Origin of the sequence: Gemmobacter serpentinus (assembly GCF_008973825.1) — a bacterium.
Lineage (GTDB): Bacteria > Pseudomonadota > Alphaproteobacteria > Rhodobacterales > Rhodobacteraceae > Gemmobacter > Gemmobacter serpentinus.
Genome location: NZ_WCHR01000019.1, coordinates 25,320 through 43,045 on the forward strand (window position 1 = coordinate 25,320; position 17,726 = coordinate 43,045).

At 65.8% G+C, this 17,726-nt stretch carries 20 protein-coding genes; all 20 read left to right on the top strand.

Annotated features, from left to right (window positions below; genetic code table 11):
* Positions 1-35: 35 nt before the first annotated feature.
* The 20 genes from GBJ34_RS12515 to GBJ34_RS12610 all read left to right on the top strand — a co-directional run bounded on the left by GBJ34_RS12515 (position 36) and on the right by GBJ34_RS12610 (position 17,720).
* Complete coding sequence (locus GBJ34_RS12515; RefSeq protein WP_080620481.1) at positions 36-4,385, top strand: strawberry notch family protein; 4,350 nt, start codon at positions 36-38, stop codon at positions 4,383-4,385.
* Positions 4,385-5,428: a DUF7146 domain-containing protein gene (locus tag GBJ34_RS12520; protein ID WP_080620482.1), complete on the top strand. Its 1,044-nt coding sequence runs from the start codon at positions 4,385-4,387 to the stop codon at positions 5,426-5,428. The genes GBJ34_RS12515 and GBJ34_RS12520 overlap by 1 nt, the downstream gene beginning before the upstream one ends.
* A 337-nt stretch (positions 5,429-5,765) precedes the next feature.
* Positions 5,766-6,701 (top strand): DUF2493 domain-containing protein, encoded by a 936-nt coding sequence (locus GBJ34_RS12525; protein WP_080620483.1) that lies wholly within the window; start codon positions 5,766-5,768, stop codon positions 6,699-6,701.
* 160 nt (positions 6,702-6,861) lie between these two features.
* Positions 6,862-7,278: a hypothetical protein gene (locus GBJ34_RS12530; protein ID WP_080622747.1), complete on the top strand. Its 417-nt coding sequence runs from the start codon at positions 6,862-6,864 to the stop codon at positions 7,276-7,278.
* Positions 7,279-7,983: 705 nt separating this feature from the next.
* The gene (locus GBJ34_RS12535) at positions 7,984-8,385 is read left to right on the top strand and encodes a single-stranded DNA-binding protein (RefSeq protein WP_080620484.1); all 402 of its coding nucleotides are present in this window, start codon (positions 7,984-7,986) and stop codon (positions 8,383-8,385) included.
* A gap of 553 nt (positions 8,386-8,938) precedes the next feature.
* A complete protein-coding gene (locus tag GBJ34_RS12540; protein WP_080620485.1) occupies positions 8,939-9,493 on the top strand; it encodes a hypothetical protein in 555 nt (184 codons plus the stop codon).
* Positions 9,494-9,940: 447 nt separating this feature from the next.
* The gene (locus GBJ34_RS12545; RefSeq protein ID WP_080620486.1) at positions 9,941-10,315 is read left to right on the top strand and encodes a hypothetical protein; all 375 of its coding nucleotides are present in this window, start codon (positions 9,941-9,943) and stop codon (positions 10,313-10,315) included.
* A 443-nt stretch (positions 10,316-10,758) separates the two neighbouring features.
* Complete coding sequence (locus GBJ34_RS12550) at positions 10,759-11,007, top strand: helix-turn-helix domain-containing protein (protein ID WP_080620487.1); 249 nt, start codon at positions 10,759-10,761, stop codon at positions 11,005-11,007.
* A gap of 96 nt (positions 11,008-11,103) precedes the next feature.
* Positions 11,104-11,382 (top strand): DNA -binding domain-containing protein, encoded by a 279-nt coding sequence (locus tag GBJ34_RS12555; protein ID WP_080620488.1) that lies wholly within the window; start codon positions 11,104-11,106, stop codon positions 11,380-11,382.
* A 110-nt stretch (positions 11,383-11,492) separates the two neighbouring features.
* Entirely contained in the window at positions 11,493-11,717 is a 225-nt protein-coding gene (locus tag GBJ34_RS20790; protein WP_080620489.1) for a transcriptional regulator domain-containing protein, read from the top strand.
* Positions 11,718-11,814: 97 nt separating this feature from the next.
* Positions 11,815-12,267, top strand: coding sequence for a DUF2285 domain-containing protein (locus tag GBJ34_RS12565; RefSeq protein WP_226341155.1), 453 nt, complete (start codon positions 11,815-11,817; stop codon positions 12,265-12,267).
* Positions 12,268-12,408: 141 nt separating this feature from the next.
* Entirely contained in the window at positions 12,409-12,690 is a 282-nt protein-coding gene (locus tag GBJ34_RS12570; RefSeq protein ID WP_080620491.1) for a helix-turn-helix transcriptional regulator, read from the top strand.
* 114 nt (positions 12,691-12,804) lie between these two features.
* Positions 12,805-13,884 carry a replication initiator protein A gene (locus tag GBJ34_RS12575; protein ID WP_230382923.1) on the top strand — a complete coding sequence of 360 codons (1,080 nt, stop codon included), beginning with the start codon at positions 12,805-12,807 and terminating at the stop codon, positions 13,882-13,884.
* Entirely contained in the window at positions 13,881-14,534 is a 654-nt protein-coding gene (parA, locus tag GBJ34_RS12580; protein ID WP_080620493.1) for a ParA family partition ATPase, read from the top strand. The genes GBJ34_RS12575 and parA overlap by 4 nt, the downstream gene beginning before the upstream one ends.
* Positions 14,531-15,274 carry a DNA-methyltransferase gene (locus GBJ34_RS12585; RefSeq protein WP_080620494.1) on the top strand — a complete coding sequence of 248 codons (744 nt, stop codon included), beginning with the start codon at positions 14,531-14,533 and terminating at the stop codon, positions 15,272-15,274. The genes parA and GBJ34_RS12585 overlap by 4 nt, the downstream gene beginning before the upstream one ends.
* On the top strand, positions 15,271-15,525 hold the full coding sequence (locus GBJ34_RS12590; protein WP_080620495.1) for a ribbon-helix-helix protein: 255 nt from the start codon (positions 15,271-15,273) through the stop codon (positions 15,523-15,525). Before GBJ34_RS12585 ends, GBJ34_RS12590 begins: the two co-directional genes overlap by 4 nt.
* Positions 15,522-16,007 carry a DUF2840 domain-containing protein gene (locus GBJ34_RS12595; RefSeq protein WP_080620496.1) on the top strand — a complete coding sequence of 162 codons (486 nt, stop codon included), beginning with the start codon at positions 15,522-15,524 and terminating at the stop codon, positions 16,005-16,007. The genes GBJ34_RS12590 and GBJ34_RS12595 overlap by 4 nt, the downstream gene beginning before the upstream one ends.
* A complete protein-coding gene (locus GBJ34_RS12600) occupies positions 16,004-16,549 on the top strand; it encodes a S26 family signal peptidase (protein WP_080620497.1) in 546 nt (181 codons plus the stop codon). The genes GBJ34_RS12595 and GBJ34_RS12600 overlap by 4 nt, the downstream gene beginning before the upstream one ends.
* A 68-nt stretch (positions 16,550-16,617) precedes the next feature.
* Positions 16,618-16,953 carry a DUF736 domain-containing protein gene (locus GBJ34_RS12605; protein WP_080620498.1) on the top strand — a complete coding sequence of 112 codons (336 nt, stop codon included), beginning with the start codon at positions 16,618-16,620 and terminating at the stop codon, positions 16,951-16,953.
* A gap of 2 nt (positions 16,954-16,955) precedes the next feature.
* Positions 16,956-17,720, top strand: a complete 765-nt coding sequence (locus tag GBJ34_RS12610) for a lytic transglycosylase domain-containing protein (protein ID WP_080622748.1) — start codon at positions 16,956-16,958, stop codon at positions 17,718-17,720.
* Positions 17,721-17,726 lie beyond the last annotated feature (6 nt).

Genomic DNA, 17,726 nt, shown 5'->3' on the forward strand with positions numbered 1-17,726 from the left:
GCTCGGTCCTATTCCGCTCTCCCAAGGAATCTCCGATGAACATGATCTCTGCTTCCGCGGCGGCCTCCGCCGCCGCGCCGCTTCCACTCGACCATGACGCCGAGACGGCTGCTTCCACCTTCACCGCTGCCGGTTTCCTGCTGCCGCATCTCGAACGCGGTCAGCGTGTCGATGCCGCAACCCTGCGCGGCGCCATGGAAGCGGCCTTCGGCGCTTCCGATGCCACCGGCGCCTGGAACTGGAAGACCGCCTATGATGCCTGCGAGGCGGCGACCGTCCTCTTCCTGCGCAAATACGGCGCTGCGCTTTTCCGCAGAGCCGGGTCATCGGCGGCTATCCTGCCGCAGCTCGGCAAGATCGCCGGGCTCCTGCCGACGCATACACGCCGGTCGGAGGAAGCCCAGACCTTCCAGCAGTTCTCCACCCCGATCCCGCTTGGCTTTGCGGCGGTGACGGCGGCGGCGATCACTCCTGCCGACCGGGTGCTGGAGCCCTCGGCCGGCACCGGGCTCCTCGCCATTCTGGCCGAGATCGCCGGCGGCACGCTGCTCCTCAACGAACTCGCCGAGATGCGCGCCGGCCTGCTTTCCTCTCTCTTTCCGGCCCTCTCCGTGACCCGCTTCGACGCCGCCCAGATCGACGATCACCTCGATCCCGGCCTGGTCCCGACCGTCGTGCTGATGAACCCGCCGTTCTCGGTCATGGTGAATGTCGAGGGCCGCATGGCCGATGCCGCCTTCCGCCATGTCGCCTCGGCGCTGGCGCGCCTTGCGCCCGGCGGGCGGCTTGTGACCATCACCGGGGCGAGCTTCGCCGCCGACAATCCGGCATGGACCGCCTCCTGGACCCGGCTGCAGGAGCGCGGCCGCGTCACCTTTTCCGCCGCAGTCGATGGGTCGGTCTATGCCAAGCATGGCACCACGATCCCAACCCGGCTGACCGTCATCGACAAGCTGCCCGCCGACGACCCTGCGGTGTTTCCGACAGCAATCGGAGTCGCGCCGGACGTGGCGACGCTGATGGGCTGGCTGGCGGATCAGTTGCCCGCGCGGCTGCCGGTCGATCCCGGCGTTGCCGTGCCGATCGCGCGGCCTGCCGTCCCCCGCACCGTGCGCGGCTATGTCAACCGAACGGCGAGGGCTGCGCCCGCCGCGCCGCTGGCCGAGCCGGAGGGGGTGCCGCTCGCCTATGAGACCGTCGATTGGGCACCGGCCGAAGACGGCCGCCTCTCCGATGCGATCTATGAGGAATACGGTCTCCAGACCATCCGCATCGCCGGCGCGCAGGCGCATCCGACCCAGCTCGTGCAATCGGCGTCGATGGCGAGCATCGCGCCGCCGAAGCCGAGCTACCGGCCGATGCTGCCAGCCGACATTCTCGGCAAGCTGTCCGAGGCGCAACTGGAAACCGTGATCTATGCCGGCGAGGCCCATACGGGCTTCCTCGCCGGGGCCTGGACGGTCGATGACACGCTCGACAGCCTGTCCGCCGCGCCGGAGGAGGCCGAGGGTGCCATCCGTTTCCGCCAAGGGTTCATGGTCGGCGACGGCACTGGTGTCGGCAAGGGCCGGGAATCCGCTGCCATCATCCTCGACAACTGGATGCAAGGGCGGCGTAAGGCGGTCTGGATATCGAAGTCGGACAAGCTGCTGGAGGACGCACAAAGGGACTGGAGCGCCCTCGGCATGGAGCGGCTGCTGGTCACGCCGCTGTCGCGCTTCCTACAAGGCAAGCCGATCACTCTGGGCGAAGGCGTCCTATTTTTAACCTATGCCACGCTGCGCTCCGACGACCGCGGCGAAAGGGTTTCGCGCGTCAAACAGATCGTCGAATGGTTGGGCTCCGACTTCGATGGGGTCATCATCTTCGACGAGGCGCATGCCATGGCCAACGCCGCCGGCGGCAAGGGAGAACGCGGTGATGTCGCCGCCAGCCAGCAGGGTCGCGCCGGGCTGCGCCTCCAGCATGCCCTGCCGCAGGCCCGCGTCGTCTATGTCTCGGCCACCGGCGCCACCACCGTCCACAACCTCGCCTATGCGCAGCGCCTGGGCCTCTGGGGCGGCGAGGATTTCCCGTTCTCGACCAGGGCGGAATTCGTCGAGGCGATCGAGGCCGGTGGCGTCGCGGCAATGGAGGTGCTGGCCCGCGACCTGCGCGCCCTCGGCCTCTACACCGCCCGTTCGCTGTCATTCAAAGGCGTGGAATACGAGCTGCTCGACCATGAGCTGACCCCGGAGCAGATCCGCATCTACGACAGCTACGCCGATGCCTTCGCCATCATCCACAACAACCTGGATGCCGCGATGCAGGCCGCCAACATCACCGGCGGCGACGGCGGCTCCGGCACGCTGAACCGGCAGGCCAAATCCGCCGCCCGCTCGGCCTTCGAGAGCGCCAAGCAGCGCTTTTTCGGGCACCTGCTCACGTCGATGAAAACCCCGACGCTGATCCGCTCGATCACCAGCGATCTGGAGGCGGGCCATTCCTCCGTCATCCAGATCGTTTCGACCGGCGAGGCGCTGATGGAACGGAGGCTCGCCGAGATCCCCACCGAGGAATGGGGCGACCTGAAAATGGACCTGTCGCCGCGCGAATATGTCCTCGACTACCTCGCCCATTCCTTCCCGGTCCAGCTCTACGAGCCGTTCACGGATTCGGAGGGCAACCTGTCGTCTCGCCCGGTCTATCGCGACGGCCAGCCAGTCGAAAGCCGGGAGGCCGTGGCGCGGCGCGACGAGATGATCGCAAGCCTCGCCAGCCTGCCGCCGGTCCCCGGCGCGCTCGACCAGATCATCCAGCATTTCGGCACTGACACCGTGGCCGAGGTCACTGGCCGCTCGCGCCGGATCGTTCGCAAGCGCAGCGTGACCATCGACCGGCTGGTCGTGGAGAATCGCGCCGGTTCGGCCAATCTCGCCGAGACCCAGGCGTTCATGGATGATGGCAAGCGTGTGCTGGTGTTCAGCGACGCCGGCGGCACCGGGCGCAGCTACCACGCCGAACTCTCGGCGAAGAACACCCGGCTGCGCGTCCACTATCTCCTCGAAGCGGGCTGGAAGGCCGATGCCGCCATCCAAGGGCTTGGCCGCACGCACCGCACCAATCAGGCGCAACCGCCGCTGTTCCGGCCGATCTCGACCAATGTGAAAGCCGAGAAGCGATTTCTCTCGACCATCGCCCGCCGCCTCGACACCTTGGGTGCGATCACGCGCGGCCAGCGCCAGACCGGCGGTCAGGGCCTGTTCCGCCCGGAAGACAATCTGGAGAGCCACTACGCCCGCGACGCGCTGCGCCAGCTCTATCTCCTGCTGGTGCGGGGCAAGGTCGAGGGATGCAGCTTGGAGCGGTTCGAGGCCGCAACGGGGCTGAAGCTGATGGACTCGAACGGCATCAAGGATGATTTGCCGGCGATCACCACGTTTCTCAACCGTTTGCTCGCCCTGACCATTGAGCTTCAGGGCGTGCTGTTCACCGCCTTCGAGCAGCTTCTGACCGCGCGGATTGAGGGCGCCATCGCCTCGGGCACCTATGATGCCGGACTGGAGACGCTGCGCGCCGAAAGCTTCGTGGTGGCGGACCGGCAGGTGATCTACACCCATCCGCGCACCGGGGCCGAGACCAGCCTGCTGACTATCACCGAACGCAAGCGCAACCGGCCGGTGACGCTCGACGCCGCCTTGGCCGAACTCGATGATCCGCGTGCGAAGCTGCTGATCAACGAGCGCTCGGGTCGCGCGGCGGTGCAGATCCCCAGCACGAGCGTCATGCTGGATGATGGCGAGATCGAGCGCCGCGTCCGCCTGATCCGGCCGATGGAGGCCCATAACGTCCCGGTCAGAATGATGGGCGAAACCCATTGGGTCGAGGCCGACCGGGACGTCTTCGCATCGGCTTGGGAGGCCGAGGTTGCAGAAGTGCCGGAGTTTGCCGACAGCACCCTGCATATGGTCACGGGCTTGTTGCTGCCGATCTGGAAGCGGTTGCCCAATGACTCCACCCGCGTCTATCGGCTCCAGTCTGACGCCGGCGAGCGCATCATCGGCCGGAAGGTCTCTCCAGCCTGGGCCGCGAACGCGACCAAGACCGGAACCGCATCGGTCACGCCGGATGATGCCTTTGCGGCGCTGATGGAAGGTCGGACGATCCTCGATCTCGCCGAGGGCCTTCAGCTTCGGCGGGTCCGCGTCATGGGCGCGAACCGGATCGAACTCTCCGGCTTTACCGACATGATGCGTCAGCGCCTCTCGGCCTATGGCCTCTTCCACGAAATCATCTCATGGAAGCTGCGCATGTTCGTTCCGGTCGATGGGACTGGCCCTGCCGTTCTCGGCAAGGTTCTCGACCGCTGGCCGGTCGAGCGCATCGGCGAGCGGGAGGCAGCATGATGCCCCGTCACGATGTCTCGGAACTGGCGATCCGTCTCGGTCGGGAGGCCGAGGCGGTCTGCCGCCATTATCTGTCGTCCGGCCAGCGCGCCGGACGATACTGGCTGGTCGGCGATGTGCAAAACACGCCTGGGCGATCCATGTTTGTCCGCCTCACCGGGCCTGAATCCGGCAAGGGCGCGGCGGGGAAGTGGACCGACATGGCCACTGGGGAGCATGGCGATCTGCTCGACATCATCCGGCAATCGCTTGGCCTCGTCGACTTCAAGGACGTGGCCGAGGAAGCGCGCCGTTTCCTCGCTCTCCCGCATCCCGAACCGGAGAAGACGAAGACGCCGACCGGCAGCACGTCCAGCGTGGCGTCCGGTTCGCCTGAAGCGTCTCGCCGCCTCTTCGCCATGGCGCAGCCGATCGGCGGCACGCTTGCGGAGATCTACCTGCGCGGGCGGGCGATCACCCGCCTCTCGGGCACCGCCGCGCTGCGCTACCATCCCCGGTGCTATTACAGGCCCGATGAGCATTCGCCCACCGAGATCAGGCCGGCACTCGTCGCCGCCGTCACCGATCTCTCCGGCCACCAGACCGGCGCGCATCGCACCTGGCTCGCCCCGGACGGTTCCGGCAAGGCACCTGTCGAAACACCGCGGCGGGCGATGGGCGACCTTCTCGGCCACGCAGTCCGCTTCGACACTGCCGCTGAGGTTCTCGTAGCCGGCGAGGGCATCGAGACCGTGCTGTCGCCCCGTCAGGTTCTGCCCCACATGCCGATGCTGGCGGCGCTTTCAGCCGCTCACCTCGCTGCCATCCTGTTCCCGCCGTCCCTGCGCCGGCTCTATGTCCTGCGCGATCGCGACCCGGCCGGGGACGGCGCAAGAGACAGCCTCGCCTCCAGAGCAGCGAGCTTCGGGATCGAGGCGGTCACGCTCACGCCGGTCGAGGGCGACTTCAACGATGATCTGCGACGCCGTGGCGCCGATGCCCTCAGGGCGGCCCTGAAGGATCAGCTTCATCCCGAGGACATCCGCCGTTTCATGGAGCGGTGAGGATGTAATCGTTCTCGGAGGCGCGGCCCAACTCGTCGCCTGCCGGTTTCGTTCGCTGGCCATCGGCAGGCGCATCCTTCGTCGGAGAGGCCCGCACCCACGGCCTTCTGAGAGGGCGATCGGCGCACAAACGGGCCGGGCAGGCAATGGCCGCTTTCGGACTATTTTCCGCCGGCGGGGACGAGCCCCGCCTTTGCATCGCGAAAGTCAAAATAGTCCGAACCCGGCCATCGAGGCCCTCGCGGAGTGGGCGAGGGCTGCCAACCCGTCCCGCCCGTGCGCGTCGACGCCTGCGAAGGCCGCGATGGGCGCGGTCTCCAGACAAAGGACGCTCCCGATGACGAACGAAACCTATTCCGCAGGCGACGAGCCGGTCCACACCTCCTCCCAGACCGATCACGCCCTCACCGAACTCCAGCTCTACGGCTGGCGTCCTTTCCAGGACGAACCCGATCCCAGGCCGCTGCCCGAAGGCAATACCGTCGCCAGTGCCGTCACCGACATCTTCGACGCCCTCGTCGCGACGCTCGGCGACACCCGCTTAGAGCCCGATCTCGAAGAGCTGCTCTGGGGGACGGTCAATCTCTTTCACCGCGCCGCCAGCCGGGTGGAACGCGATCTCGACGACAACGAGCAGGCGCAGCGCCGGATGCAGCGGGAACAGGACGGCAGCGAGGTGAAGTCGGTCGAACTCGAACGCCTCACGGCAGAGGGACAGACCCTCATCGAACGGCGCAACAGCATGGAACTCTTCCGCGATCTCGCCGCCGAGGCTTTCGAACACCACACCGGCAGCGCCTGGCGGCCGCGCAGCGGCTCGATGGTCAACCATCGCAACCTGACCGCCGCGATGATCGACAGCCGCGACTTCCTTGCCGCGAAACGCCGCGCCGAGACCGAGGTGATGCTGCCTGCCGGTCCCAAGGTGGCCGTGACCGGCGGCGCCGGTTTCAACGATCACCGGCTGATCTGGGGGCGGCTCGATCAGGTCCATGCCAAGCACCCGGAGATGGTCTTGCTGCACGGCGGCACCCCGAAAGGCGCGGAACTGATCGCCTCCCGCTGGGCAGACCACCGCAAGGTGCCGCAGGTCGCCTTCCGGCCCGACTGGACGAAGCACGGCAAGGCCGCACCCTTCAAGCGCAACGACGCGATGCTGGATGTGCTGCCGGTCGGCATCCTCGTCTTCCCCGGCACCGGGATTCAGGAGAATCTCGCCGACAAGGCCCGCAAGCTCGGCATCCCGGTCATGAAGTTCGACGGCGGCGCGTAAGCGCCGCCGTTCGGCGGCTTTCAGCCGCCAAACCTTGACAGGAAGCGAGGTCGAGCCTCTATTGGAGCATCCTTGTAGAACCGGCGAAGCAGAATAGTCGCAGGCGGAGCGCATCTCCCGGCAGCCTGTCGTGATCCTCAACCGTTCGCTGGAGGTTTCCATGACGTTGATCCTGCTCGCCATCTCTTTGACCATCACGGCCTGCGTGATCGCCTACAATCTCGCGATCTACGCTTTGCCCGTCATGTCGGCCATTACTGCCGCGCAATACGCGTGGGGCGCGGGAGCCGGCGTCCTGATGTCCGGTTTCGCTGCGCTCGGTGCGGCCCTGCTGTCCATCGTCTTGGTGATCGCGGTCCTGGGCTTTGCCAAGAACCCTGTTCTTCGCCTCATCGCGCTTGCCCTCTTCGCGGTGCCCGCCGTCATAGCTGGCTACGCGCTCGTCTATGGCGTCACGAAGAACGCCATAGACTCGACCCTCGCGCTCAACCTTCTGGGCGGCGTGGGCGGCCTGGTCATCGGCGTCTCGGCCATCATCAATCTGAACGCGCTCGGCGAGTCGGTGTTCTCGCGCTGAGCCGGCGCGCGCGATCCCGCAGTCTCATGGAAACCCGACGGCTGGACCACCGGGCTCCGGGCTTCCTGCTCAGAATAGGAAATCATGTCATCGCGGTCACGCTGCCGTCTTTCTCGACCTGCTTTGCCCGGCTCTGGAAGCCGGTCATCGGCGTGAATCCCGCTGACGCCGTGCAGTCGATGGCCAGCCGCATCCTTCCACTTCATTTCGTGAACACAGCCGCAATCACCTTCAAACCCTTGCCGCAATACTGCCGGACCTGACCTCGTGCCATTGATGCAGGTGATGCGATGCCGGTTCCGCGCTCCAGACCCGATAGCCCTTCTCGTCACGGGCCACACAGCCTTCCAGCGGGGCGTGAACATGACGGGGAAGTGGGTTAGATCGGGATGCCCGGTGGCATGGATACGGGTTCCAAGGGCCAGCACGCTGCTGCTACCGGCAGGGATGCCAGTTCTGCTGCGCGTCCCCGATTGGCTCTCGAAGGCACCAATCCCTCCGACTGACTGATCCCCTAAGTCCGTTCGGTTTCCACCAGCAACCCCGGCGGCTCCGGACCGTGTTGCCGCGCGAGCGCGGCTGCCCGCCCCACTCCGGGCCTTAGGGGCGAGCTGCCGCAAGGGCGGCAGTTGCGGGAGTCTCCCGACGGCCTTGGCCGGGTCTCGTCGGAGGGATGGTCCCTCCGAGGAGCAACGGAGACTTACAATGCAGAACATCGTCATCCTCGCCGGCAACATCGGTCAGGCCCCCGAAACCCGCACCACCCAGGGCGGCACCTCGATCACCCACTTCAGCCTCGCCACGTCGCGCCCCAAATACTCGGAAGGCCGCGTGGTCCGTGACGAGAAGGGCTATCGGGTTCAGGACACGGAATGGCACCGCATCACCTGCTTCAACGGCCTCGGCAAGACGGTCCAGCAGTATTGCGACACGGGCATGAAGGTTCTGGTTCGCGGCCGCATCCACTACACGAAGTGGAAGGATGCGGAGGGCAACGACCGCTACGGCTGCGAGATCATCGCCGAGACCGTCGATTTCCTGAGCCGGGCGAAGCAGACCGAGAACGACGACGGCAAGTTCATCGACGACGATGACATCCCGTTCTGAGCGGGAAGCCAGAGGCCCGGCGGCGCAAGCCGCCGGGCCTTCCATGTTTACGGTGGGTCGCGCCCGCCGGCTCAGCGCAAGATTCCCCACCGGAACGCCATGCGCCTTCGCGCCCGGCGCTCCGATTTCCTTGCCGGAGAATCGGATCATTTCCAAAAACAGGAAACCACTTTTTGGTCCGATGCTCCCCGAATGAGTAGGGGGCAAGCCGCCCCTCTCAAACTCGCCCCATGAAGGTGCAGGGCTACGCCCCGCCCCCTCCAACTCCCTACCCATGGAGGGGAGACCCCTCCAAACCTCCCCTTTGGCGTTGCGCTGAATAATGTCGCGACCCCTGGTCGGGGCCGCGGGCTCCTCTCTCTCTGACTTCGGATCATGCACCAGCCACTCCGGCGTCAAGGACTTCGCGGTCCCCCAATTTTCAGCCGACGCCCAAGAACATCGTCAGAAAATCGGCTCCACCACTCGCCGCCGCTGGCGGTCGGCTTACGCGATCCCTGACCCCTCGCGGCAACAGTGCAGGCTCCTCCCGTCAGAACGAAAGGAGAAACAAATGTCTGATCTCGATTTCCTCAATCTCTCAAGAAAGCTTGGCCGCATCAGAACCAGGGTGCGCAAGAACTACTTCAGGTGCGACACTCGCTTTTCGCAGTCCCTCCATGAAAAGCTGCTTCTTGCCCTCAACGGCCATCTCAAGACTTGCCGCGAGGGCGCAAAGGTCCAGCGGCGGCTACGGAACGAAAGCGATCCGACGGTGCGCGAGTCCCTTGAACAGACCCTCGGCGACTGCATGGGCGATCTCGAATCCGGCGGCCGGGGGTTCTATCCTTGGCATCTGCTGGATGCCGTCGATGGTGACCCGGACTTCGGCGGATACCACCACCCCGTTGCGGCCATGTGGTGCAATGGCCCGATCCCGGAATGGATGACCGTCGAGGACAAGCATCTGTCCGGCCTTGGTCCCATCCTCCGGCAGATCGCTGCCCAGACAGGTATCCGCTTCACCACCTATCTCTGCGATGCCAGCATTGGCCCCGATGGCGCGGGGCAACTCGACCCCGAGATCTACGAGCGCCCGGTCAGCAACTTCCGATACCGATACCGATAGCGAGGTGGCGGGCGGCGGAAGCCGCTCGCCACCTTTTCCCCTGTCGTAATAGCCATACCGACCGGATCGACCGCTCGGCAGGGCTTATGAAAGGGGGGCAAGCCGCCCCTCTCAAACTCACCCCATGAAGGTGCAGGGCAAAGCCCCGCCCCCTCAAACTCCCCCACCCATGGAGGGGAAACCCCTCCAAACCTCCCCTTCGGTTCCACCGAATATTGTCGCGGCCCCTAGTCGGGGCCGCGGGCTCTTCTCTCTCTGACTTCGGATCATGCACCAGCCACTCCGGCGTCAAGGACTTCACGGTCCCCCCAATTTTCAGCCGATACCCAAGGGCATCGTCAGAAAATCGGCTCCCCCGCTCGCCGCCGCTGGCGGTCGCTGCGCGATCCCTGACCCCTCGCGGCTACGGTGCCCGACCCTCCCGTCAGCGAGAGAAAGGAGCATGACATGACCGAACAAAAGATCATCCGTATCGACGGGGGCAGCGCCGAATACTGGCGCGATCGCAAGCAGGCTTTCGGGCTTATCCGCGATGCCGAGCTTGCCGCAAAGCGTCTGGCCGAGGCGCCGATGTATCTGCACGGCGGCTACGACGAGGATGGCGACGTTATCCCCATCGAAAACCTCGGTCCCCACGACGATATGGAGGACGCGATCTGGGCCATCGAGGCCGATCCGACTGCGGTGAGCATCCTCGTTGCGCAGGGGCGCACGAGCATCGGCGGTCACGAGATCGGGGCTGTGGTTCGCGGTTTCGAACCGGACTACGGGCACATCGAGGACCCGGAGAGCAATCCGCTCTGGGGACCGGATACCGACTGACCCTTCGACGAGAGGCGGCGAAAGCCGCCTCTCGTCTTTGCTTCGTCGTCAAAGCCCTGCCGGCCGGATCGACCGGCCCGCAGGGCTGATGAAAGGGGCACGCCCCTCTCAACGCTCTCCCATGAAGGAAGGGGCAAGCCCCCTCCTTCAAACATCCTCCCCAAGGGAAGGGCTGAAGCCCCTCCCTTGAACCCTCCCATGGGAAGGAGGCGACGGTTCCCTCGCCCTCCTTCCCAAACCCATCCTCCTCTCCCTGGGCCAGGCCATTCTGGCCGCGCCGATACGCTGTCGTATGTCCGACCGAATCAGATGGCTGCCTATCCCGCCACTGCGAGGTTGATCACGACGATTCCAGCCGAATTTCGAGTGGAATTTGAAGGCAGAGCGACTATTATAGTCGTAGTTCTGGAGTGCGTGCAGGTCTCGGTGGGAGGTGATCATGTATGATCACCGCTCGCCAATCACGGGCCGCACGCGCGTTGCTGGGTTGGACACAGGAGACGCTCGCTGACAAGGCCCAGGTCGCATTGACCGCACTCAAACGCCTCGAATCCCAAAATGGGCTTGAGGTGTTCGAGACGACTCGCGATCAGGTTCGCCGCGCTCTCGAAGCGGCCGGCATCGTTTTCCTGTCAACGGATAAGGGCGAAGGCGTCTTGCTCCTGCACGAGCGGAGCCCGACGCCGGGTTAGCGTCGTGGCCTGCGCATTGACCCGTTGCCCATAAAAAGAATGGCTATCTCCCGCCGGAGATGGTTAACAAATACGTTATCCGATCGTGAGCGACTGATGGGACAAGCGACACAGACATTTCTTGACGAACCACCGTCCAGCCAAACGCTGACACCATATGATCGAGAACACATGAAGCTCTATATGCGCCTGCTCGACGCAGCGCGCGATGGCGCCGACTGGCGCGAAGCGGTTCGAATCCTCTTCAATCTCGATCCAGAGCGTGATCCCGAGCGTAGCCGCCGCGTTCATGACGCGCATCTCGCACGAGCGCGTTGGATGACCGAGCGCGGCTATCGCGAACTGGTCCGCGAAAGTCAGCACCGAACATCATAGCGATGCGCGGGACGCATCACCTGTTGATCCCGACCCAGCTTCCTCAATTCAACCCGAACGGGAATCGTAGAGTCTCTCCAACTTCCTGAGCTGTGACGTGGGAGGCTCCGATGACACCCAACGCATCTACCTGGCGTTCTTCGGCAGACTACGAGCATCTGGATGTGCTGACGCCATCCGATCTGGCTTGGGAGTGGCTCCGCCGCAACGATGCCTATGACGCTGATTTTGAGGCATCGGCCTCTGGCCAGGGAGATCCCGAACCGCTGACCGAACGAATCCGGCAGCGGTGGGGACTCCGATTTCCCCGTCGATCCGCTGGCTGCGCCACCTGACGCCAAGGTATTATGGCTTCCGCAGGAGGACACGAGCGTCGTCATACTGGCGAACGCGCCATCGGAATTTGACGAGCAAATCGGTCTCGCAGCTACCGTGATCTGGCGCGCCCATCCTCGCTCGCAACCTACGGATGAGGACTACCGGCTCGATATTGGCAACGGACAGCATCTGCAGATCCTCGACTGCACGGCCGGCGACGACAGGATCGCCGTCGCCATCGTTCCGCTCGGCCTGGACGGCTTCGACCGGATCGAAGCCGTCCGCCGCTTCCTCTCCGCCCTACATGGCCGCGCCATTCCTCCCGATACGCGGCTGACCCGGCAGCAGCGCATACGCCTGCGACGGATGCTTCGCGCCTTTGACGGACACAGGGCGGGCGCCACACAGCAGGAAATCGCGCAAGTCATCCTGAAGATCGGGCCGCTCGACCGCGATGAATGGCAGGCGTCTTCGGCCCGCCACACGATCAAGGCGCTTCTGCGCGACGCCCATTCCATGGTCGCGGGCGGCTATCGAAAACTCCTGCGTCATCGTCGCCAACGCTAGCGTAGTTCGACGCCTGGGCTGGTGGGCGATTTCGATACCCATCAACTTCGCCCTGCAACTCGCCGGCCTCCCTCCGCCACCGTGGTCGTTGTCCCGCCGCTGACTCGCAGTGGCCGTTCCCAACAGCCCGGAGGCCCGATCATGCCACATGAACCCGTCGTTTTGCCGCCGCGCTTCCTGCGCACCAAGGAGGCTGCGGATTTTCTCAGCCTTTCGGCCCGGACGCTCGAAAAACACCGCACCTACGGGACCGGCCCTGCCTATCGCAAGCTCGGCGGCCGGGTTGTCTATGCCATCGACGATCTCGAAGCCTGGACCGAGCGCGGTGCGGTAACCTCCACCTCCGATCCCCGTGGCTCCGTGCTGCCCGCCAAGCGCCACGCCCTTCCGACCGGCCCGCAGGTCGGGCGCTCCGCCCGCTGATCGCACCCAGTTCCCTTCATGGTGGCGCGACGTCGATCCCTTTCCGAGCGCGGGCAGCTCGACCTGTTCAGGGCGCTCCCCGGCGACTTCGCGCCACGAGACGCGCAGGATCTCATGGCCTATCCCTTCTTCTCCCTCGGCAAGTCAAAACGTGTCGCGCCCATCGACTTCGCCGCCGGCAATGTGACGATCCGGGTCGAGGCGGTCCCCGATCATGGCATGGCGACGATCTGGGATGCGGACATCCTGATCTGGGCCGCCAGCCAGATCGTCGAAGCCCGTGATACCGGGCTTCGGACGTCCCGGCTGATGGCCGCCACGCCTTACGAAATCCTCACCTATGTCGGGCGCGGCACGTCGCTGCGCGACTACCAGCGCCTGAAGGCCGCACTCGACCGGCTGCAATCGACCACCATTTCCACCTCGATCCGGCAACCAGCTGAAGGCCGCCGGCATCGCTTCTCCTGGATCAACGAATGGCAGGAGCGCACCGACCGCAACGGCCGCCCCGATGGTATCGAGATGATCGTGCCGGACTGGTTCTATCAGGCCGTCCTCGACGACGCGCTCGTGCTGACCATCGACCGGACCTATTTCGACCTGACCGGCGGACTCGACCGATGGCTCTACCGCCTAGTGCGTAAGCACGGCGGCCGCCAGCGTGAGGGTTGGCGCTTCGACTTCCGCCACCTCCATCAGAAGTCCGGCAGCATGTCGCCATTCAAACGCTTCGCTTTTGAGTTGCGCGACATCATCCGACGCCAGCCCTTGCCGGGCTACCGGCTCTTTCTGGAAGCCGAGATCGGCGGGCGCATGCTGCTCGCCTTCGAGCCGACACCGGCCTGTGGAAAACCTGTGAATGGCCTCGTGCTATCGGGAACCCGGACTATCGTGCTATCGGGAACCCAAGGCTCGTGCTATCGGGAACCGAAATCGGGCTTAACGCCCGAAGACCACTCGCAAAATCGCGCCCTTAACTTAGAGTCTAACAAAGACTCTAACCTTGAAGAGCGCGTGCGCGATGTGGAAAACCTCATCCGCGACACCGCCAGAAGCCTCAGCAGAGCCGCTAGGAACGGCGCATCTGCCACGCCACGCGCTTCCCAGCCGGCCCCTCAGCCCGGCGGAACCGAGGCTTCCGAAGGTTCCGACACACCCCGCCTTCCTCTCGACTTGCCGGGAGGCGGCCAATGATCATCGCACTCCTCAACCAGAAGGGCGGTGTCGGCAAGACCACGCTGGCGCTGCATCTCGCCGGAGAACTGGCGCAGGGCGGAAAGCGCGTCACACTTCTCGATGCCGACCCGCAGGGTTCGGCGCTCGACTGGTCACAGCAACGCGCACGCGAGGGCCTGCCTCGACTGTTCGGCACCGTCGGCCTCGCACGGGACACACTGCACCGCGAGGCACCGGAGATCGCCCGCGATGTCGATCACGTCGTCATCGACGGACCGCCGCGTGTCGCCAGCCTCATGCGCTCCGCGCTCCTCGCCGCCGACCTGGTGCTGATCCCGGTGCAGCCGTCGCCCCTCGATGGCTGGGCCTCGGCCGAAATGCTGGCCCTCCTCGCAGAGGCCCGCATCTATCGGCCCCAACTCGTCGCCCGCTTCGCGCTCAACCGCTGCGGCGCGCGCACCGTCATCGCCCGCGAAACGGCCGAAAGCCTTGCAGATCACGACCCGCCCGTCCTTGCCACCACTGTCGGGCAGCGCGTCGTCTTCGCCGACGCTGCACAGTCAGGTCGTCTCGCAGGCGAGATCGACCGCCAATCTCCTGCCGCGCGTGAAGTCGCAGCGCTCACCGATGAGATTGCGCGGCTGGGCATCGGGAGGGTCGGCCAATGACCATCCTGACCGGCGACTGCCGCGAAGAAATGCCCTGGCACGCTCCCTACGACATGATCCTCGCCGATCCGCCCTATGGCGACACCTCGCTCGCCTGGGACCGGCGCGTCGAGGGCTGGGTCGCGCTGGCGCGCGCCGCCCTCAAGCCGACCGGCTCGCTCTGGGTTTTCGGTTCACTTCGTTCCTTCATGGCGACCGCCGACCACTTCGCCAATGCGGGTCTGCGCATCGCGCAGGAGGTGATCTGGGAGAAGCAGAACGGCACCGGCTTTCACAATGATCGCTTCAAGCGGGTGCATGAGCTGGCCGTCCAGTTCTATCCGGCAGAGACCGCCTGGCGCGACATCTACAACGACGTCCAGACCACGCCCGACGCAACGGCCCGCACGGTGCGGCGCAAGCAGCGTCCACCCCATACCGGCCAGATCGACGCCGGCCATTACATTAGCCATGACGGCGGACCGCGCCTCATGCGCTCGGTCATCTACCTGCGCAACTGCCACGGCCGCGCCATCCATCCGACCGAGAAACCGTCGGCGCTCCTGGAAATCCTGATCCGCACGAGCTGCCCGGAAGGCGGACTTGTCGGTGACTGGTTCGCCGGTTCCGGCGCAGCCGGGGAAGCCTGTCGGCTTTCCGGCCGGAGCTATCTCGGCTGCGAGATCGACGCCGACATGGCCGATCTCGCCCGCGCCCGCATCGCCACCGTGCTGCCGTTCCATGACGGAGCCCCGTCATGACGGCCGGCACGGACAAGCGCGGCTTCGCTACGCGCCCAGCCGATCCCGATGGCTGGATCAAGGCTGGCGATGGACGGCCAGCGCGCGATGGCGCCGCAGCCGCCCATTCCGCCCGGCTGACGATCGACATCACGCCCGAGCTTCGCGGGCGGATCAAGATCGCCGCGTTCGGGCGCGGCACCACCGTCGCGGACATGCTGCGTGACCTGCTTGCGCGCGAGTTTCCCGACACAGCGGGAGACCGCCCATGATCGGTATCGATGCCCATGATGGCGATCTGACCCGCGTGGAACTGACCTGGGTGGAGGGCAGGACCGAATACTGGATCAGGTTCGGCCATGAGGCGGGAACGCAGATCCTCGACCGCAACCGGCGCGTCGTTTCTTTCGGTCCTGGTTCGGTGTTCGCGTTCGTCCGCTGGGCGGCGAACGACCACGGCACGATCATTTCGCGCCTCGACATCCTGCGCGCGGTTGCGCCGGGCGAATCCTATCAGACGCTGCCCTTCGTCCGTCCGGGCGGCGAAATCCTGCTGAAGATCGAAGGCTGGCCGAAGGTTGAGGCCGTCCTTCGCCATGTCGACGGGATCGAGGCCATTGGCGTCGATCCCGCCCAGGTCGATCCCGATCACTGGCGGCATGTCGCCCACTGGATGAACGCAGGCGAAGCGCCGCGTCCTTACACCGCCGAGCGCCATCAGGCATGGCTCCGGCGCCGGGAGATCGCCCCATGACGCGCTTTCGCTATGTCATGGTGACGGCGGCGGCCACGCTGGGGATCGCCATCGCCGGATTCGTTCCGACCGCGCCAAGGCTGCTCTGGAACGCATCGGCCAGCGTGCCGATCGGGTTCTACACCGTCGCGCCCGCTGATCGGATCGAGATGCCCGATCTGGTCGCCGTCATGCCACCTGAGCCGTTCGCGTCCTACATGGTGGACCGCGGCTACGTCGCGCGCGACGTGCCGCTTCTGAAGCGCGTGATCGGCCTGCCCGGACAGCGCGTCTGCCGCGCCGGCCGCGCCATCGCCGTCGATGGTGTTCCGCTCGGCGAAGCACGCGACCGCGACAGCCTCGGCCGAGACCTGCCGGTCTGGCAGGGCTGCCGCGTCATCGCCGAGGGCGAAGTCTTCCTGATGAACCCGGACGTCGGCGACAGCCTCGACGGCCGCTATTTCGGCCCGTTCCCCGCCTCGGCGGTGATCGGCCGCGCGATCCCGCTTTTCACCGACGAAGACGGCGATGGCCGCTTTGTCTGGCGCGCGCCGATGCGGTGACGGCGCGTCCGCTGCGGGGCGTGCGAACGGCCCGCGTCTTCTCCACCGCATAGCAAAGGAAACCTCCCATGGCACAGATCGGCCAATTTACCCGCACCCCGTCCGGCTATTCCGGGCATGTCCGCACCCTCACGCTCGACGCGGAGTTGACCTTCGTTCCAGCAGAGAACGCCGAGGCGGAGAATGCGCCCGCCTACCGCATCCACCTCGGCGACGAGGACGGACCGGAAGTCGGCGCGGGCTGGAAACATTCCGGGGAACGCGCCGGGCCGTTCGTTTCGGTCCTGCTCGACGATCCCGTCTTCCAGCAGCCGATCCGCGCCCGCCTGTTCCAGGCGGACGAGGACGGACGCGACTGGGGCTTGCACTGGACCCGCCAAAAGAAGCGCGACGAGCAGGAATGACCATGCTCATCTCCTGCATTCGTCTCGCCTCCGGGAGATACGGCGTCCGCCGCCGCATCATCCTCTCTCTTCTTTCCGGCCTGTTCGTTTCAGCCATCACCACGCCGCCCGTCCTAGCCCAAGCTGCGATGCCCGGTCATGTGGTTGCCGCGCATCCGCACGACGCCCACATTGCGGAAGCCTCGCAACGCTTCGGCATCCCGACGACATGGATCATCGCCGTGATGCGCACTGAGAGCGCGGGCGACGTGCGCGCAATTTCGTCCGCCGGTGCGATGGGACTGATGCAGGTCATGCCCGACACCTGGGCGGATCTGCGCATCCGCCATGCTCTCGGCCGCGACCCCTTCGAGCCGCGCGACAACATCCTCGCGGGCACGGCCTATCTCCGCGAGATGTGGGATCGCTACGGCAATGTGGCCGCGATGCTCGCGGCCTACAATGCCGGTCCCGGCCGTTACGACGAATACCGCGCGACGGCTCGTCCGCTTCCGGCCGAGACACGCGCCTACGTCGCCGCGCTGACACCGATCCTGCTCGGCGAGCGACCGTCGGGGGGCAGCTCGTCGGTTGTTCCACCGCTCGATTGGCGCGAGGCGGCGATCTTCGTGGCGGGAGAAATCGGCGCTACCGCTTCCGATCCGGCTTCACCCGACCCCACGCCTCGCGACGCCCCTTCATTCGTCCCGGCAGCACCGGAAACGCTCACGGCCTTGCAGCCGGAGGGGCTGTTCGTCGCTCGCAGTGCCGGTGAGGACCAGCCATGAGCGGCT

Bases quoted from the DNA above. Each gene is read 5' to 3' on its own strand.
- GBJ34_RS12515 (WP_080620481.1), top strand. From the start codon at position 36: ATGAACATGATCTCTGCTTCCGCGGCGGCCTCCGCCGCCGCGCCGCTT.
- GBJ34_RS12520 (WP_080620482.1), top strand. From the start codon at position 4,385: ATGCCCCGTCACGATGTCTCGGAACTGGCGATCCGTCTCGGTCGGGAG.
- GBJ34_RS12525 (WP_080620483.1), top strand. From the start codon at position 5,766: ATGACGAACGAAACCTATTCCGCAGGCGACGAGCCGGTCCACACCTCC.
- GBJ34_RS12530 (WP_080622747.1), top strand. From the start codon at position 6,862: ATGACGTTGATCCTGCTCGCCATCTCTTTGACCATCACGGCCTGCGTG.
- GBJ34_RS12535 (WP_080620484.1), top strand. From the start codon at position 7,984: ATGCAGAACATCGTCATCCTCGCCGGCAACATCGGTCAGGCCCCCGAA.
- GBJ34_RS12540 (WP_080620485.1), top strand. From the start codon at position 8,939: ATGTCTGATCTCGATTTCCTCAATCTCTCAAGAAAGCTTGGCCGCATC.
- GBJ34_RS12545 (WP_080620486.1), top strand. From the start codon at position 9,941: ATGACCGAACAAAAGATCATCCGTATCGACGGGGGCAGCGCCGAATAC.
- GBJ34_RS12550 (WP_080620487.1), top strand. From the start codon at position 10,759: ATGATCACCGCTCGCCAATCACGGGCCGCACGCGCGTTGCTGGGTTGG.
- GBJ34_RS12555 (WP_080620488.1), top strand. From the start codon at position 11,104: ATGGGACAAGCGACACAGACATTTCTTGACGAACCACCGTCCAGCCAA.
- GBJ34_RS20790 (WP_080620489.1), top strand. From the start codon at position 11,493: ATGACACCCAACGCATCTACCTGGCGTTCTTCGGCAGACTACGAGCAT.
- GBJ34_RS12570 (WP_080620491.1), top strand. From the start codon at position 12,409: ATGCCACATGAACCCGTCGTTTTGCCGCCGCGCTTCCTGCGCACCAAG.
- GBJ34_RS12575 (WP_230382923.1), top strand. From the start codon at position 12,805: ATGGCCTATCCCTTCTTCTCCCTCGGCAAGTCAAAACGTGTCGCGCCC.
- parA (WP_080620493.1), top strand. From the start codon at position 13,881: ATGATCATCGCACTCCTCAACCAGAAGGGCGGTGTCGGCAAGACCACG.
- GBJ34_RS12585 (WP_080620494.1), top strand. From the start codon at position 14,531: ATGACCATCCTGACCGGCGACTGCCGCGAAGAAATGCCCTGGCACGCT.
- GBJ34_RS12590 (WP_080620495.1), top strand. From the start codon at position 15,271: ATGACGGCCGGCACGGACAAGCGCGGCTTCGCTACGCGCCCAGCCGAT.
- GBJ34_RS12595 (WP_080620496.1), top strand. From the start codon at position 15,522: ATGATCGGTATCGATGCCCATGATGGCGATCTGACCCGCGTGGAACTG.
- GBJ34_RS12600 (WP_080620497.1), top strand. From the start codon at position 16,004: ATGACGCGCTTTCGCTATGTCATGGTGACGGCGGCGGCCACGCTGGGG.
- GBJ34_RS12605 (WP_080620498.1), top strand. From the start codon at position 16,618: ATGGCACAGATCGGCCAATTTACCCGCACCCCGTCCGGCTATTCCGGG.
- GBJ34_RS12610 (WP_080622748.1), top strand. From the start codon at position 16,956: ATGCTCATCTCCTGCATTCGTCTCGCCTCCGGGAGATACGGCGTCCGC.